This window comes from Phenylobacterium sp., from assembly GCF_004799515.1.
Classification (GTDB): domain Bacteria; phylum Pseudomonadota; class Alphaproteobacteria; order Caulobacterales; family Caulobacteraceae; genus Phenylobacterium.
Map to the genome: position 1 here is coordinate 45,805 of NZ_SSMX01000047.1, position 15,530 is coordinate 61,334.

Genomic DNA, 15,530 nt, shown 5'->3' on the forward strand with positions numbered 1-15,530 from the left:
GCCTGTTCCGCGCCCTAGGTCAGGGCGCCGAGGATCGTCCGGTGCAGCGCCTTGGCCACGGGCTCCAGTACGGCCGGGCCGGTGACCTCCGGCAGGTCCTTGGCGCTGTGGTGCAGGGGCGAGGCGGCGACCAGGCCGATCAGCGGCCGGTAGCCCAGCTTGCGGAAGGTGGCGAGCTCGCCGGGCGCGTCGTGGGCGTCGAGGTCCAGCGGCGTCTCGTAGCCCGGCTGGCCCGCGAAGGCCTGGGCCGTCATCGCTGTCAGCGGCGCGCTGGCCCCGATGGTCCGCGCCTTGGGCGGGCCGGGCAGGCGCGTGACCGTCCCATCCCGCAGGGCGTGGTCGTAGACCGCGACATTGGCGCCGATGGCGACCCACAGCCGCGTCTCGGCCGGCTTGGGCGCCAGGGTCTCGGTGAAGAGGTGGGCGCCATAGCCGTCGAATTCGTGACCGGACGAGCAGACGAAGATCAGATTGAGGTCGTCGCGCTTCGCCAGGGCCGCGGCCAGGCCCAGCCAGATGGCGATCCCCGAGCCGCGCTCGCCCGCGCAATGGCGCCAACCGCTCTTGGGCGTGGAGATCACCACCGGCTTTCCCGGACGGACGCGGCGGCCGATCACGTTCTGCGCCTGATGCGGCCGCACCTGGCCCTCCAGCCGCACGGTGACGGGCGCTCCGGCCTGGGCGGCGGCCTTCAGCGCGCCCAGGTCGCGGCCGGCGGCGAGCAGCACCGGGCAGCGCCAGGCGGGCGCCTTGGGGTTGCGGTTCATCGCCAGCAGTTCGCCCAACGGGTTCTCGGTGACGGCGATCACCGCCGCGGACCCGTTGTCCACGGCGGCTATGATCTGGGCCGGCGGCGGCGCGTCGAGGCCCGCGCCGGTTCCAGGCGGCAGGTCGACCAGCGCGATCTTCCCCGCCCCGCCGGCGAGGGACAGCGGCGCGGTGACCCCGCCCGCCGGCGTCGCCGTGGGCGTCCAGTAAGGGAAGGCCTCCAGCGCCTGGCCGCCCAGCGCGATCCCGCAGGCTCCGAGCTCGAACACCGGATAGTCGAAGCCCTGGCGCTCAGCCTTGAAGCCCCGCGCTTCCAGCGACGTCATCAGCCAACCCGTGCCCGCGGCATCGCCGCTCGTCCCGGTGCGGTGCTCGCCGAGAAGCGAATAGCCCTTCACATTGGCGTAGAGCGCGTCGCCGGAGAGCGGGTCGCTTGGCGCGGCGTGCGCCACAAGCGGAAGAGCCGCGGCGCCAAGGCCGGAAATCAAAGCGGTCCGCCGATCAAGCTGCGTCATCTCACACCCCTGAACGGACTGCGCCCTAAGTCCATGGCGGCCGCTGAAAGTCAGCGATGCGGCTGGGTCGCCGCGGCCTGGGCCGCGCGGCGCTGTTCGACCGCCTGCTTGTGCGCCATGTGATGGCCGACAACGCAGCCGGCCGCGGCGCCCAGCACGGCGTGATGGCCGGCGAGGTGTCCGGCGACGCCGCCCACCACCGCCCCCTTGACGCAGCCCTTGGCCTCAACGGCGCCGCTGGCGCTGAGCGCGAAGGCCAGGGTGAGGGCGGAGGCGGTGACGAACTTCATGGGGAATCTCCAGGGGTGAGACGGCATCCTACTCGCCCTTGAACACCGGCGTCCGCTTCTCGTTGAAACTGGCCACGCCCTCGCGGCGGTCGGCGGTCTTGAACAGGCGGTTGTAGGCGGACAGCTCCATCTCCATGGCCGCCGCCAGGTCGAGCGAATGGGCCTCGCGCACCACGTGCTTCAGGGCGCGGACCGACAGGGGCGCCTTGGCGGCGATCTCGGCGGCGACGCCCAGCACCGTCTCCATCAAGGCGTCCGGCGCCGTGACGCCGTTGACCACGCCATACTCCAGCGCCTGGGCGGCGGTGAACGGCCGGCCGGTGGTGAGGATCTCGATGGCGCGGCGCTCGCCGGCGCAGCGGCGCAGAAGCTGGGTCCCGCCCAGGCCCGGCATGATGCCCAGGCCCACCTCGGGCAGGCCGAAGCGGGCGGTCTCGGCGGCGTAGGCGAAATCGCAGGCCAACGTCATCTCGCAGCCACCGCCCATGGCCGCCCCGTTCACCGCGGCGATGATCGGCGCGGGCACGGAGAGCTGGGCGCGGACCATGGCCTCGAAGACCCGGTGCTGCAGGGCCCAGGTCTCGTCCGTCATGCCGTTGCGTTCCTTGAGGTCCGCGCCGGCCTGGAAGTGACGGCCCTGGCCGGTGAGGATCACGCAGCGCAGGTCGTCGCGCGCGCCCAGGCCGGTCCAGGCTTCCAGCAACTCCTCGCCCATCTGGGTCGAGAGCGCATTGGCGGCTTCGGGCCGGTTGAAAGCGACCACGGCGACGCCGGCTCGCGGCTCGGTCAGGAGGATGGTTTCGGGCACGTCAGAAGCTCTTTGGCAGGTTCAGCACGTGGGTGGCCACGTGGCTGAGGATGAGGTTCGTGGAGATCGGCGCCACCTGGTAGAGCCGGGTCTCGCGGAACTTGCGTTCGATGTCGTACTCTTCGGCGAAGCCGAAGCCGCCGTGGGTCTGGACGCACATGTCGGCGGCGTACCAGGAGGCCTCCGAGGCCGCGAGCTTGGCCATGTTGGCCTCGGTCCCGCAGGGCTGGCCGACCTCGAACAGGGCCGCGGCGTGGTCGACCATGTGGCTTGCCGCCGTCATCTGGACGTAGGCGCGGGCGATGGGGAACTGGACGCCCTGGTTCTCGCCGATCGGCCGGCCGAACACCTGGCGCTCGCGGGCGTAGGCGCCGGCGCGGTCGATGAAGAACCTGGCGTCGCCGATGCACTCCGCCGCGATCAGGATCCGCTCGGCGTTCATGCCGTCCAGGATATAGCGGAAGCCCTGGCCCTCCTCGCCGATGCGGTTGGCGACCGGGACCTCCAGGTCCTCGAAAAAGAGCTTGGTGGTGGCGTGGTTCAGCATGGTCCGCACCGGGCGGACGGTCAGGCCCTTGCCCACGGCTTCGCGCATGTCGACCAGCAGCACGCTCATCCCGTCGGAAGGCTTGGCGGCGGCGTCCCGGGCCGTGGTGCGGCACAGCAGGACCATCAGGTCGGAGTGCTCGGCGCGGCTGATCCACAGCTTCTTGCCGTTGACGATGTAACGGTCGCCGTCGCGGCGGGCGAAGGTGGTGATGCGGGTGGTGTCGGTGCCGGCGTCCGGCTCGGTGACGCCGAAGGCCTGCAGGCGCAGCTCGCCCGACGCCACCTTCGGCAAATAGGCGGCTTTCTGCTCGGCGCTGCCGTGCCGCAGCACCACGCCCATGGTGTACATCTGGGCATGGCAGGCCGCGCCGTTGCTCCCCGAGCGGTGGATCTCCTCCAGCACCGCCGCGCCCGCCGCCAGGCCCAGCCCCGAGCCGCCGTAGGCCTCCGGGATCAGCACCGACAGGAACCCCGCCTCGGTCAGCGCCGCGACGAATTCGGTGGGATACTGCCGCTCACGGTCCAGCGCCCGCCAGTAGGCGCCGGGAAACCGCGCGCAAAGCCTGCGCACCGCCTCGCGGATTTCGGGGAATGTTTCGGCGCTCACCCGGGCATCTCTGGCGCCTGCTCCCGCAAGTGTCATCCCGGAAAGCGCGCAGCGCTTGTCCGGGCCCCATAGACTCCGTCGCGCCGGATCGAGCGTGGTCGCGACGCCGCGAAAGTCTTGCCGAAGTAGATGTCGATGGGTTCCGGTCTTCGCTTCGCGAAACCGGGATGACACGTGGGAGGAAGGCGGTAGGTTTCCCGGCGGCGGGAGGAAGCGGTGACAGAGCTGAGCTATGTCCATGGGGCCGACACGCGGCCGCTGCTGGGGATGACCATCGGCGCGGCGTTCGACGCGACGGCCGCGGCGCATCCGCATCAGCTGGCGCTGATCTCGCGCCATCAGAAGATCCGCTGGACCTATGAGGACATGAAGGCCCGCGCCGACGCCCTGGCCGCCGGCCTGCTGGCGCTCGGGCTGGAGCCCGGCGACCGCGTCGGAATCTGGGCGCCCAACTGCGCGGAGTGGGCGCTGACCCAGGCAGCCACCGCCAAGGCCGGCCTGATCCTGGTCAACATCAACCCCGCCTACCGGGTGACCGAGGCCGAGTACGCGCTGAACAAGGTGGGCTGCAAGGCGCTGGTCACCGCGGTCGCGCACAAGACCAGCCAGTACCTGCACATGATCCGCGAGCTGGCGCCGGAGCTTTCCTCCTGCCGGCCCGGCGCCCTGCTGGCCAGCCGCCTGCCGGCGCTCCGCTGGGTCATCACCCTGGGCGAGATCGAGCACGCCGGCTGCCTGGCCTTCCACCAGGCCTGCGACGCGGGCACGCCCGCCGACGCCGCGCGCCTGGCCGAGATCGGGCCCGGCCTGCAGTTCGACGACCCGATCAACATCCAGTTCACCAGTGGCACCACCGGCTTTCCGAAGGGCGCGACGCTCAGCCACCACAACATCCTGAACAACGGCTATTTCGTCGGCGAGGCCATCGGCCTGCAGCCGGGCGAGCGGCTGTGTATCCCGGTGCCGCTCTACCACTGCTTCGGCATGGTGATGGGCAACCTCGGCTGCATCACCCATGGCGCGACCATGGTCTATCCGGCCGAGGGCTTCGACCCATTGGCGACGCTCGAGGCGGTGGAGGCCGAGGCCTGCGCCGGCCTCTACGGCGTGCCCACCATGTTCATCGCCATGCTGGGGCGCCCCGAGTTCGGCCGCTTCGACCTGACCTCGCTCCGCACCGGCATCATGGCCGGCTCGCCCTGCCCGATCGAGGTGATGAAAGAGGTGATCGAGCGGATGCACATGCCGCAGGTGACCATCGCCTACGGCATGACCGAGACCTCGCCGGTCAGCTTCCAGTCCGGCGCCGACGACAGCCTGGAGGTCCGCGTCGCCACCGTCGGCCACATCCATCCGCACCTGGAGGTGAAGATCGTCGACGACGCCGGCCGTATCGTCCCGCGCGGCCAGCCGGGCGAGCTCTGCACCCGCGGCTATTCGGTGATGCTGGGCTACTGGGACGATCCGGCGAAGACCGACGAGGCCATCGACGCCGCCGGCTGGATGCACACCGGCGACCTCGCCACCCTCGACGCGGACGGCTGCGCCAACATCGTGGGCCGGATCAAGGACATGGTCATCCGCGGCGGCGAGAACGTCTATCCGCGCGAGATCGAGGAATATCTCTACCGCCATCCGGCGATCCAGGACGTGCAGGTGATCGGCGTTCCCGATCCCAAGTACGGCGAGGAGCTCTGCGCCTGGATCGTGCTGAAGCCGGGCGCCGATCTGACAGCCGAGGCGGTCCAGGATTTTTGCCGCGGCCAGATCGCCCACTACAAGATTCCAAGGCACATCCGATTCGTGGAAGGCTTTCCCACGACGGTTACGGGGAAAGTGCAAAAGTTCGCCATGCGCGAGGCGATGATTGCGGAAATGGGCCTCGTGCTGGAAAAGACCGCATGAGGAAGCTGACGAGCAGCATCGACACCGCCGGCCAGGGCTTCGCCGCCAACGCCAAGGTCAACCGCAAGCTGGCGGCGGAGCTGCACGAGCGCGCCGCCGCCGCCCTGGGCGGGCCGGAGGAAAGCCGCAAGCGCCACGTCGGCCGCGGCAAGCTCCTGCCGCGCGAACGGGTCATGCGCCTGATCGACGCCGGCTCGCCCTTCCTGGAGGTGGGCCAGCTGGCCGCGAACGGCCTCTACAACGACGAGGCCCCGGGCGCGGGCGTCATCGTGGGCGTGGGCCGCGTCTCCGGCCGCGAGTGCATGATCGTCGCCAACGACGCCACGGTGAAGGGCGGCGCCTATTTCCCGATGACTGTGAAGAAGCATCTCCGCGCCCAGGAGATCGCGTTGCAGAACCGCCTGCCCTGTATCTATCTGGTGGACTCGGGCGGCGCGAACCTGCCGCACCAGGCCGAGGTCTTCCCCGACCGCGACCATTTCGGGCGCATCTTTTTCAACCAGGCCCGCATGAGCGCGGCGGGCATTTCCCAGATCGCCTGCGTCATGGGCTCCTGCACCGCCGGCGGCGCCTACGTTCCGGCGATGAGCGACGAGACGGTGATCGTCCGCGGCCAGGGCACGATCTTCCTGGGCGGTCCGCCGCTGGTGAAGGCCGCCACCGGCGAGGTGATCTCGGCCGAGGAGCTGGGCGGCGCCGACACCCATGGCCGCCGCTCCGGCGTGGTCGACTATGTGGCCGAGGACGACGAGGACGCGCTCAGCCTCGTCCGCAACATCGTGGCCAACCTGAACACCGCGCGCCCCGAGGGCCCGGTGATGGCCGAACCCCGGCCACCGGCCTTCGATCCGGAAGAGCTCTACGGCGTCGTCCCCACCGACGTCCGCGCGCCCTACGACGTCCACGAGGTGATCGCCCGCATCGTCGACGCCTCGGAGTTCGACGAGTTCAAGCCGCTCTACGGCGCGACGCTCGTCACCGGCTTCGCGCGCATCTGGGGCTATCCGGTGGCGATCCTGGCCAATAACGGGGTGCTGTTCTCGGAGAGCGCGCTGAAGGGCGCGCACTTCATCGAGCTCGCCTGCCAGCGGAAGATTCCGCTCATCTTCCTGCAGAACATCTCGGGCTTCATGGTCGGCGGCAAGTACGAGGCCGGCGGCATCGCCAAGGACGGCGCGAAGCTGGTGACGGCGGTCGCCTCGGCCGAGGTCCCGAAGTTCACCGTGCTGATCGGCGGCTCCTTCGGGGCGGGCAACTACGGCATGTGCGGCCGCGCCTATTCGCCCCGCTTCCTGTGGACCTGGCCCAACAGCCGCATCAGCGTCATGGGCGGCGAGCAGGCGGCCAGCGTACTGGCCACCGTCCACCGCGACGCCGACAAATGGACCAAGGACCAGGAAGAGGCCTTCAAGGCGCCGATCCGCCAGCGCTATGAGGACGAGGGCAATCCTTACTTCGCCACCGCGCGCCTGTGGGACGACGGCGTCATCGACCCGGCCCAGACCCGCGACGTCCTGGGCCTCTCCATCGCCGCTTCGCTGAACGCGCCGATCCCCGAGACGCGCTTCGGCGTCTTCAGGATGTAGCCATGGCGTCCGGAGACGAAATCCTCGAGGCCGTGACGGCGGACACCATCGCCCACGAGATCGACCGCGCCTCGAAGCACAGCCTGCCGATCGGCGCGCCCTGCATGAACTGCCACACCGCGCTCGCCGGACCCTGGTGCTACGCCTGCGGCCAGCGGGCGGAGAAGTTCAACCGCTCCATCTGGCGGCTGATGGGCGAGGCGTTCGAGGGGCTGACCGATCTCGACGGCCGAATCTGGCAGACGTTCCCGCGGCTCATCCTGCGGCCCGGCAAGCTGACCCGCGACTACCTGGACGGCCACCGCGCCACCCAGGTGCCGCCATTCCGCATCTTCCTGATCGTGCTGCTGCTGGTGTTCTTCGCGGGCGGGCAAAGCTTCAGTCAGCACAGCCACAACGGCCAGAACGTGAACTTCAAGATCGCGACGCCGGACGACCCGAGCGTCACGGCGAACATGTCGGACAAGGACAAGGCCGGCTTCAAGCAAGCCATGGCCCGGCTGCAGGATCTGAAAGACACCGATATCCAGGGCATCGGCATGGAGTCGCCCGGCGCCCGCGCCTTCTGGGGCGGCCAGATCCGCAAGGCCGCGGCCAATCCCCAAGCCTTCATCGCCTCGGCGGTGGAGTGGGCGCATGAGCTGGCGGTGGTCATGCTGCCGATCGCGGCCCTGATGTTGTCGGCGCTCTTCCTGTTCAAGAAGAACGTCTACGTTTTCGACCACCTCATCTTCTCCATGCACTCCTTGTCGTTCCAGGGCCTGCTGCTCTCGGTGGGCTTCTTCGGGGCGATGGCGACGGATGCGGCGTGGAACGTCCTGTGGCTTTCGCCCGTGCACCTCTTCGTCCATATGCGCGGGACGTACCGGACCAGCGTGATCGGCACTCTGCTGCGGATGTTGATGCTGTTCTTTGTCTCTTCGATCATATTCTCTCTGATGATCGTGGCGCTGATGATGCTCGGCCTGGCGACGGTCCGATGAGCCGGCTGGTGAGGCGTTGATGTTCAAGTCCGTCCTGGTCGCCAACCGCGGCGAGATCGCCCGCCGGGTGTTCGCCACCGCGCGTCGGATGGGGATCGAGACCGTCGCGGTCTACTCCGAGGCCGACGCCGGCGCCGCCCACGTGGCCGACGCCGACCGCGCGGTGCCGATCGGCCCGGCGGCGGCGCGCGAGAGCTATCTGGTGGGCGACAAGATCATCGCCGCCGCCAAGGCGACCGGCGCCGAGGCCATCCATCCCGGCTACGGCTTCCTGTCGGAGAACGCCGACTTCGCCGACGCCGTGGTGGCCGCCGGCCTGATCTGGATCGGCCCGCCCAGCGCGGCGATCCGCGCCATGGGGCTGAAGGACGCCGCCAAGGCCCTGATGCAGAAGGCCGGCGTGCCGGTGACCCCGGGCTATCTGGGCGAGGACCAGGACGCCGGGGCCCTGGCCCGCGAGGCCGGCCGCATCGGCTATCCGGTGCTGATCAAGGCGGTGGCCGGCGGCGGCGGCAAGGGCATGCGCAAGGTGGAGGCGGCCGGCGACTTCGAGACCGCCCTTGGCGCGGCCCGGCGCGAGGCCAAGGCCGCCTTCGGCGACGACCGGGTGTTGCTGGAGACCTATGTCAGCCGCCCGCGCCATATCGAGGTGCAGGTGTTCGGCGACGCCCACGGAAACGTCGTCCACCTCTACGAGCGCGACTGCTCCCTGCAGCGCCGCCATCAGAAGGTGATCGAGGAGGCCCCGGCGCCCGGCATGGACGCGGCAACCCGCGAGGCCGTCACCTCCGCGGCGGTCAAGGCCGCCCAGGCGGTGGGCTATGTCGGCGCCGGCACCGTGGAGTTCATCGCCGACGCCAGCCAGGGCCTGCGCCCCGACCGCATCTGGTTCATGGAGATGAACACCCGCCTGCAGGTGGAGCATCCGGTGACCGAGATGGTCACCGGCCTCGACCTGGTGGAATGGCAGTTCCGCGTCGCCGGCGGCGAGCCCCTGCCGGCCACACAGGCGGAGATCGGCCTCGTTGGCCATGCGGTGGAGGCCCGGCTCTACGCCGAGAGCGTCGACGGCGGCCGCTTCCTGCCGTCCACCGGGACCCTGGAGCACTTCGTCCTGCCGCCCAACGTGCGCGCCGACACCGGCGTCGAGGAGGGCGGCGAGGTCACGCCCTTCTACGACCCGATGATCGCCAAGCTGATCGCCCACGCCGAGACCCGCGAGATGGCGCTGAGCGAGCTGGCCGAGGCCTGCGACGCCGTCGAGGTCTGGCCCGTGAAGACCAACGCCGGCTTCCTGGCCCGCTGCCTGGAGGCGCCGGACTTCATCGCCGGCGACCTCGACACCGGCTTCATCGAGCGCAACCTGGCCGAGCTCACCGCCGCGCCGGAGCCCTCGCCCGCCGCGTTGTCCGCCGCCGCCGAAGCCGCGATGATGGTGGACGAATCCCTCGATCCCGCGCCGTCGCCCTGGCGCGACCTGGCGGGCTTCCGGCTGAACGCCGAGCCGGAAAGCGCCACCAGGCTCTTCCTGCACGGCAAGCCGGTGATGGCGCGCCTGTCAGAGACCGCCGCCCCGCGCTCGGCGCTGCTCACCGAGGACGACGAGATCGTGGTCTTCGAGTCCGGCCGGGCCTTCGTCTTCGCCAGCCACCCGCCGCCGGCCGGCGAGGCGGGCGGCGCCTCCGACGGCCAGATCCGCTCGCCCATGCCCGGCAAGGTCACCGGTCTTTCGGTCAAGGCCGGCGACAAGGTAACCAAGGGCCAGGGCCTCCTGACCCTCGAGGCCATGAAGATGGAGCACGCGCTCACCGCGCCCTTCGACGGTACGGTGGAGAGCGTCGCCGTTCAGTTAGGCGCCCAGGTCAGCGAAGGCGCGGTGCTGGCGAAGCTGACGCCCGCCTAGGGCCGCGCATAGGCGGCGGCGGTCGCCGCGTCGGCCGGCAGGAAGGTCTCCAGCGCCAGTTCGGCCAGGGTGACGTCGCGCGGCGTGCCGAACACCGTGGTCGTGGAAATGAAGCTCAGCAGGCCGCCGCCGCTCGTCCGCAGACGGAGCGGCACAGCGACGCCGCCCAGGTCATCGCTGGCGTCCTCGCCGGGATCGTCCACCGGGTAGGCGCTGACTTCCGCCTCCAGCGCCGCCAGCACAGGATCGGCGGTGGCCTCGATCTGGGCATGGAGGTTGTGCAGCAGGTGGGCGCGCCATTGCGCCAGGTTGGCGATGCGCGGGGCCAGGCCCTTAGGGTGCAGCGCCAGCCGCAGGGCGTTCACCGGCCCCGCCGTCAACTCCGGATCGACGCCCTGCAGCAGCGACGGGATGGCGTTGTTGGCGGCGATCACCTGCCAGTGCCGATCGACCACCAGGGCCGGCCACGGCTCATGGCCCGCCAGCACCAGGTCGATCGCCCGCCGCGCGCCGGCCAGCGCCGGGTCGTCCAGCGCCCGCTCCGCATAGGCCGGCGCATAGCCCGCCGACAGCAGGAGGACGTTCCGGGCGCGCAGGGGCACGTCGAGCTGTTCGGCCAGGTGCAGCACCATCTCGCGGCTCGGCTGGGCGCGGCCGGTCTCGACGAAGCTCAGGTGCCGGGTGGAGACGCCTGCGTCGAGCGCCAGGTCCATCTGGCTCAGCCGGCGCCGCTCGCGCCACTCGCGCAGCAGAGGGCCGACCGCCGGGGAGGTTCGGGCTTGGGCTGGGCTCATGGTCCGCTCCGCGTTTGCCGGCCGATCTAAGCCGCCTGCGGACGGCGAAGCCATTACCTGGCGCGTAATCGACGTCATGACCCGGCGGTGGTGGGCTTGGGGCGTCAACCGAAAGGAGCCCCCATGAACGCCCCCCTGAAAACGATCGCCGCTCACTATCCGGCCGCCATCCAGACCGCCGACGGCCTGGCCCTGGCCTATGAGAGCTGGGGCGATGGCCCGCCCATCGTGCTGGTGAGCAGCTGGGCTATGCAGATGGCCATGTGGCGCCAGCAGATCCCGGCGCTCACCGACGCCGGCTTCCGCGCCGTGGCCTTCGACCGCCGCGGCCACGGCCGCTCCGGCGGCAATGGCCAAGGCTACGACATCGACACCCTGGCCGACGACCTGGCCGCGGTGATCGACCAGCTCGACCTGAAGGACGCGGTCCTGGTCGGCCACTCCATGGCCGGCGCGGAAATCTCCCGCTACCTCAGCCGCCACGGCTCAGGACGGGTGGTGAAGGTGGTGCTGCTGGCGCCGGCCACGCCTTGCCTGGTCAAGGCCGACGACAACCCGCTAGGCCTCGACCCCGAACTGGTCGCCCAGAGCCGGGCGGCCATGCGGGCCGACTTCACCGCCTGGGTGGCCGACAACGCCGGGCCCTTCTTCACGCCAGACACCCCGGAGCCCACGATGCGCTGGCTGATCGACATGCTGCTGGACTGTCCGCTCAGCGTCGCCATGGCCACCCTGATTGCCTACTTCGACGTCGATTTCCGGGACGATATGCGGGCCATCGATGTCCCGGCGCTGATCGTGCACGGCGACGTGGACGCCTCGGCGCCCCTGGAGATCACCGGCCAGCCCACGGCAGCGCTGATCCCCGGGGCGAAGCTGCAGGTGCTGAAGGGCGCGCCGCACGGCCTCTTCCTGACCCACGCCGAGGCGGTGAACCGGGCGATCGTCGACTTCGCGAAGGCCTGATCCCCCAGGCCTGAAGCGTCAGTCGCGGCGGAGCAGGGCCACCGTGCCCTGCCCGCCATCGGCGCAGATCGAGACGATGGCGTGCGCGCCCGACGGCATCGCGGACAGTTCCTTCACCGCCTGGCTGAGGATGCGCGCGCCGGTGGCCCCGAATGGGTGGCCGATGGCGGTCGAGCCGCCGTTCGGGTTCAGCCGGTCCATGGGGAAGGCGCCGAGCTTGGCGGTGACCTTGGCCTTGGTCTTCAGGAATTCCGGGTCCTGCAGCGCCTTGATGTGGCTGGCGACCTGGGCGGTGAAGGCCTCGTGCAGCTCCCAGAGCGCGACATCCTCATAGGTCAGGCCGTTTCGGGCGAGCAGCCTCGGGATCGCATAGGCCGGCGCCATCAAGAGGTACTCGTTGAAGAGGTCGATGGCGTTGGCCTCATAGTCCACCAGCCGCGCACGGGGCGTCTCGGCCGGCAAGCGCTTCAGCCCCTCGGCGGTCGCCACCCACATGGCCGCCGCTCCATCGGTGAGCGGGCTGGAATTGCCGGCGGTCAAGGTGCCGTGGCCGCTGGTGCGGTCGAAGGCCGGCTTCAGCTTGCCCAGAGCCTCCAGGCTGGAGTCCGGACGGACGAGGCCGTCGCGGCCGATCTCGTCCAGGCGCAGCACCAGGTCGTCGAAGAAGCCCGCCGCCCAGCCGGCGGCGGCGTGCTTGTGACTGGCCAGCGCCAGCTCGTCCTGCTGCTCGCGGCTGATGGCCCAGCCCTTGGCCATGTCCTCGGTGTGCTCGCCCATCGACTTGCCGGTGGCGCGGTTCTTGATCTCGGGGATGAACAGGCGGACGTCGCTGAGCTTGGTGGCGGTCAGCGCCGACCAGCGCTGGCCGCCGGTCTTGGCTTCCATGAACTTGCGCAGGTCGTCGGACAAACCCTGCGACAGGCCGATCTGGATGCGGCTCATCGCCTCCGCCCCGCCGACCAGGGCGAGGCTGCGGCCGACGCGATCGTCCAGCATGCCGCCGGCCTGGAACGCGCCCATCATCGAGGTGGAGCAGGCCATGATCGTCGAGGACGCCGGGACGGTCGGGTCGCCGCCCGCCGAGATCAGCGCCTCGCGCGCCAGGTTGGAGATAGTGAGGTTGGGGATCACCGCGCCCCAGTTCATCAGGTCCGGCCGCCCGCCCCGCGCGAGCATGGCCTTCACCACCGGCACGGAGAGGTCGAGCGCATCCTTCTTCGCCAGCGCCCCGCCCGCCTTGGCGAAGGGCGTGCGCAGGCCGGACGCGAACCAGATGTCCGGCCGCCCGGTTGAGGTTGAAGTCTTCGCCGCCGCCCGCGCCATGCCCATGCTCCCTTGATCGTCCCGCTAAGATGGGCTCGAAGCGCATCATTTTCACCCGTCATCCTCCGGTCGCGCGAAGACGCGATCTGGGGGACCCAAGCGGCCTCGCCGCCCCTCGCAACCCAGCTTGGGTCCCCAGATCAGCCTGCGGCTGACCGGAGGATGACGATCGAGGGGATCAGGCCACCACGCCCTGGTCGTGCAGCCGGCCGATCTCGCCGGACGGCAGGCCGAGGACTTCGGCCAGGACCTCGTCGGTGTGCTGCCCCAGACGCGGTGCTGGCCGCGCGTCCTGGCGCGCGTCCTGCGGGATGGTCGCCATGGCGCCAGGCGCGGGATAGCTGAGGCCGCTCGGATGGCGGAGGGTCTGGAAGGCGGGGTTGTCCTTGTAGAGCCTGGGGTCCTCCAGCGCCGCCTCCAGCGGCTGGTAGGCGCCCCAGGTGACGCCGCCGGCGTCGAAGGCCGGGGCCAGCTCGGCGGCGGTCTTGGCGGCGAAGGCGCGCTCGACCAGCGGATAGAGCCGGGCGCGGTGGGTGAAGCGCAGCCCCTCGTCGGCGGCGAAGGAGACGCCGAGCTCGGCCTCCAGCGCGGCGACCTCGCCGGGGAGGCCCAGCGCCTCCAACGCCTTGCTCCACTGCCTGGGCGTGATCGCCAGCAGCATCAGGGTCTTGCCGTCGCGGGTGACGAAGTCGCGGCCGAAGGCGCCGAAGATGTCGTTGCCCATCCGCGGCCGTTGCCGGCCGCTCAGCAGCGTCTCCGCCGCAAAGCCCAGGTTGGCCATGGTGGCCGCGCCCACGTCGGAGAGCGGCACGCGCAGCTCGCGGCCCTGCCCGTCACGGGTCCTAGCCAACAGGGCCGCGACAAGGCCGAAGGCGCAATAGGCGCCGGTCAAGAGGTCCCAGGCGGCCAGCACGTGGTTCACGGGCCTCGGATCGTCCTGCGGCCCGGTCATCTGCGGCAGGCCGAGGGCGGCGTTGATCGTGTAGTCCATGCCCTGGGAGCCGTCGGCCCAGCCCATGACGCGCACGCAGACCAGGTCTTCGCGCAGCTTGCGAAGGGTCTCGTAGGCCAGGAAGCCCTCGGCGGGGAAGTTGGTGACGAAGAGGCCGCCGTCGGCGCCGGGCGCGGTCGCCAGCCGCTGGGCGATCTCGCGGCCCTCGGGGCTTGCGAGATTGAGCGCCACCGACTTCTTGCCCTTGTTCAGCCCCTCCCAATAGAGGCTGGAGCCGTTGTCGGCCAAGGGCCAGCGGCGGAAGTCCGGCCCGCCGCCGATCTGGTCGAAGCGGATCACCTCAGCGCCCATCTGCGCCAGGTAGAGCCCGCAGGTCGGTGCGGCCACAAAGGCCGAGCCCTCCACCACGCGCAGGCCTTTCAGGAGGTCGTACATCTATCCCCTTGTCCGCTCGTCCCGGCGAAGTTTTGGAGTCACCCGATCAGGTCCCCGACCTCCTTGACCTCCTCGGGCGTCAGCGCCCAGCCGGAAGTGGCGGCGTTGGTCCGGACCTGGTCGGGGCTGGTGGCGCCGGCGATCACCGAGGAGACGACCTCGTGGCCCAGCAGCCAGGCGAAGGCCAGCTCCAGGATCGTGTGGCCGCGCTCTTCAGCCCAGCGCTCCAGCTTCTCGACCTTGTCGAAGTTCTTGTCGCTCATCGCCGCCGCGCCGCGGGCGCCCCAGGCCGCCAGGCGGGTGCCTTCCGGCGGCTTCTCGCCGCGCCGGTACTTGCCGCTCAAGAGGCCCGACGCCAGCGGGAAGAACGGCAGGAAGCCTAGGCCGAAGTGCTCGCAGGCCGGCAACACCTCGAACTCCACCTTCCGCTCCAGCAGGGAATAGAGGTTCTGGGCGCTGACGAAGCGGGTGGCGCCGGCCGCCGTCCAGTCGGCGTCGGCGATCTGCCAGCCGGTGAAGTTGGAGTTACCGATGTAGCGGACCTTGCCCTGGGTCACGAGGTCGTCGAGGGCGCGCAGGGTCTCCTCGATCGGTGTGTCGGCGTCGGGGGCGTGGAACTGGTAGAGGTCGATCCAGTCGGTCTTCAGCCGCGTCAGGCTGTCCTCCACCGCGCGCATGATCCAGCGGCGCGAGCCGCCCATGCGGCGCGGGTCGTCGCCGATCTTCATGCCGAACTTGGTGGCCAGCACGATATCGCCGCGCCGCTTGCCGAGCGCCTTGCCGAGGAACTCCTCGGACTTGGTCCCCCCGTAGATGTCGGCGGTGTCGAAGAGGGTGATGCCGGCGTCTATGGCCGCGCCCACCACCGCGTCGGTCTCCTTCTCGTCGATGCGCATGCCGAAGTTGTTGCAGCCCAGTCCCACCTCGCTGACCTTCAGGCCCGAGGTTCCCAGCCGGCGCAGCTTCATCGTCGTCTCTCCCAGGTTCGTTAAGGGCCGAGCGGCGACCCAGCGTCCGGCGCGGCGGGACCCTAGCCCGCCGGCCCGCCCGAGCGGAAGCGGCCAATCGGGCGCCCGCGCGGGGGCCGCCTCTTCACGGTTCAGAAAGCTTGACGCGCAATTCACTAGGTTTGTTGGGGATATCGCA

13 protein-coding genes are annotated in these 15,530 nt (G+C 70.3%); 5 read left to right on the forward strand and 8 right to left on the reverse strand.

Going from position 1 to position 15,530, the window contains the following annotated elements:
- Positions 1 to 14: 14 nt before the first annotated feature.
- The 4 genes from E8A49_RS18720 to E8A49_RS18735 are packed head-to-tail and all read right to left on the reverse strand — an operon-like array spanning position 15 to position 3,537.
- Positions 15 to 1,283, reverse strand: coding sequence for a hypothetical protein (locus tag E8A49_RS18720; protein ID WP_293385111.1), 1,269 nt, complete (start codon positions 1,281 to 1,283; stop codon positions 15 to 17).
- A 50-nt stretch (positions 1,284 to 1,333) separates the two neighbouring features.
- Positions 1,334 to 1,573 (reverse strand): hypothetical protein, encoded by a 240-nt coding sequence (locus E8A49_RS18725; protein ID WP_293385114.1) that lies wholly within the window; start codon positions 1,571 to 1,573, stop codon positions 1,334 to 1,336.
- A 28-nt stretch (positions 1,574 to 1,601) separates the two neighbouring features.
- Complete coding sequence (locus E8A49_RS18730) at positions 1,602 to 2,381, reverse strand: enoyl-CoA hydratase-related protein (RefSeq protein WP_293385117.1); 780 nt, start codon at positions 2,379 to 2,381, stop codon at positions 1,602 to 1,604.
- Between the two features lies 1 nt (position 2,382).
- Positions 2,383 to 3,537: an acyl-CoA dehydrogenase family protein gene (locus E8A49_RS18735; protein WP_293385119.1), complete on the reverse strand. Its 1,155-nt coding sequence runs from the start codon at positions 3,535 to 3,537 to the stop codon at positions 2,383 to 2,385.
- Between the two features lie 216 nt (positions 3,538 to 3,753).
- On the opposite strand from E8A49_RS18735, the gene E8A49_RS18740 reads away from it, so the two are divergent.
- From E8A49_RS18740 to E8A49_RS18755, 4 genes are read left to right on the forward strand one after another with little or no spacing between them, the layout of a single operon-like run.
- Positions 3,754 to 5,442 carry an AMP-binding protein gene (locus tag E8A49_RS18740; RefSeq protein ID WP_293385122.1) on the forward strand — a complete coding sequence of 563 codons (1,689 nt, stop codon included), beginning with the start codon at positions 3,754 to 3,756 and terminating at the stop codon, positions 5,440 to 5,442.
- Entirely contained in the window at positions 5,439 to 7,028 is a 1,590-nt protein-coding gene (locus E8A49_RS18745; RefSeq protein WP_293385125.1) for a carboxyl transferase domain-containing protein, read from the forward strand. The genes E8A49_RS18740 and E8A49_RS18745 overlap by 4 nt, the downstream gene beginning before the upstream one ends.
- 2 nt (positions 7,029 to 7,030) lie before the next feature.
- Positions 7,031 to 8,011: a DUF3667 domain-containing protein gene (locus tag E8A49_RS18750; RefSeq protein WP_293385128.1), complete on the forward strand. Its 981-nt coding sequence runs from the start codon at positions 7,031 to 7,033 to the stop codon at positions 8,009 to 8,011.
- 19 nt (positions 8,012 to 8,030) lie between these two features.
- On the forward strand, positions 8,031 to 9,914 hold the full coding sequence (locus E8A49_RS18755; RefSeq protein ID WP_293385131.1) for a biotin carboxylase N-terminal domain-containing protein: 1,884 nt from the start codon (positions 8,031 to 8,033) through the stop codon (positions 9,912 to 9,914).
- Here the strand turns inward: E8A49_RS18755 and E8A49_RS18760 are convergent.
- A complete protein-coding gene (locus E8A49_RS18760; RefSeq protein ID WP_293385134.1) occupies positions 9,911 to 10,708 on the reverse strand; it encodes a helix-turn-helix transcriptional regulator in 798 nt (265 codons plus the stop codon). The two genes, E8A49_RS18755 and E8A49_RS18760, sit on opposite strands and share 4 nt — an antisense overlap.
- A 123-nt stretch (positions 10,709 to 10,831) precedes the next feature.
- Between E8A49_RS18760 and E8A49_RS18765 the strand changes: the two genes are divergently transcribed.
- Positions 10,832 to 11,674 (forward strand): alpha/beta hydrolase, encoded by an 843-nt coding sequence (locus E8A49_RS18765; RefSeq protein WP_293385137.1) that lies wholly within the window; start codon positions 10,832 to 10,834, stop codon positions 11,672 to 11,674.
- A gap of 18 nt (positions 11,675 to 11,692) precedes the next feature.
- Here the strand turns inward: E8A49_RS18765 and E8A49_RS18770 are convergent, their stop codons facing one another.
- The 3 genes from E8A49_RS18770 to E8A49_RS18780 all read right to left on the reverse strand — a co-directional run bounded on the left by E8A49_RS18770 (position 11,693) and on the right by E8A49_RS18780 (position 15,352).
- Positions 11,693 to 12,997 carry an acetyl-CoA C-acyltransferase gene (locus E8A49_RS18770; RefSeq protein WP_293385140.1) on the reverse strand — a complete coding sequence of 435 codons (1,305 nt, stop codon included), beginning with the start codon at positions 12,995 to 12,997 and terminating at the stop codon, positions 11,693 to 11,695.
- 178 nt (positions 12,998 to 13,175) lie between these two features.
- Entirely contained in the window at positions 13,176 to 14,384 is a 1,209-nt protein-coding gene (locus tag E8A49_RS18775; RefSeq protein ID WP_293385143.1) for a CoA transferase, read from the reverse strand.
- Between the two features lie 38 nt (positions 14,385 to 14,422).
- Positions 14,423 to 15,352, reverse strand: a complete 930-nt coding sequence (locus E8A49_RS18780; protein WP_293385146.1) for an aldo/keto reductase — start codon at positions 15,350 to 15,352, stop codon at positions 14,423 to 14,425.
- Positions 15,353 to 15,530 lie beyond the last annotated feature (178 nt).

Bases quoted from the DNA above. Each gene is read 5' to 3' on its own strand.
- E8A49_RS18770 (WP_293385140.1), bottom strand. From the start codon at position 12,997: ATGGCGCGGGCGGCGGCGAAGACTTCAACCTCAACCGGGCGGCCGGAC.
- E8A49_RS18775 (WP_293385143.1), bottom strand. From the start codon at position 14,384: ATGTACGACCTCCTGAAAGGCCTGCGCGTGGTGGAGGGCTCGGCCTTT.
- E8A49_RS18765 (WP_293385137.1), top strand. From the start codon at position 10,832: ATGAACGCCCCCCTGAAAACGATCGCCGCTCACTATCCGGCCGCCATC.
- E8A49_RS18750 (WP_293385128.1), top strand. From the start codon at position 7,031: ATGGCGTCCGGAGACGAAATCCTCGAGGCCGTGACGGCGGACACCATC.
- E8A49_RS18720 (WP_293385111.1), bottom strand. From the start codon at position 1,283: ATGACGCAGCTTGATCGGCGGACCGCTTTGATTTCCGGCCTTGGCGCC.
- E8A49_RS18780 (WP_293385146.1), bottom strand. From the start codon at position 15,352: ATGAAGCTGCGCCGGCTGGGAACCTCGGGCCTGAAGGTCAGCGAGGTG.
- E8A49_RS18725 (WP_293385114.1), bottom strand. From the start codon at position 1,573: ATGAAGTTCGTCACCGCCTCCGCCCTCACCCTGGCCTTCGCGCTCAGC.
- E8A49_RS18760 (WP_293385134.1), bottom strand. From the start codon at position 10,708: ATGAGCCCAGCCCAAGCCCGAACCTCCCCGGCGGTCGGCCCTCTGCTG.
- E8A49_RS18755 (WP_293385131.1), top strand. From the start codon at position 8,031: ATGTTCAAGTCCGTCCTGGTCGCCAACCGCGGCGAGATCGCCCGCCGG.
- E8A49_RS18745 (WP_293385125.1), top strand. From the start codon at position 5,439: ATGAGGAAGCTGACGAGCAGCATCGACACCGCCGGCCAGGGCTTCGCC.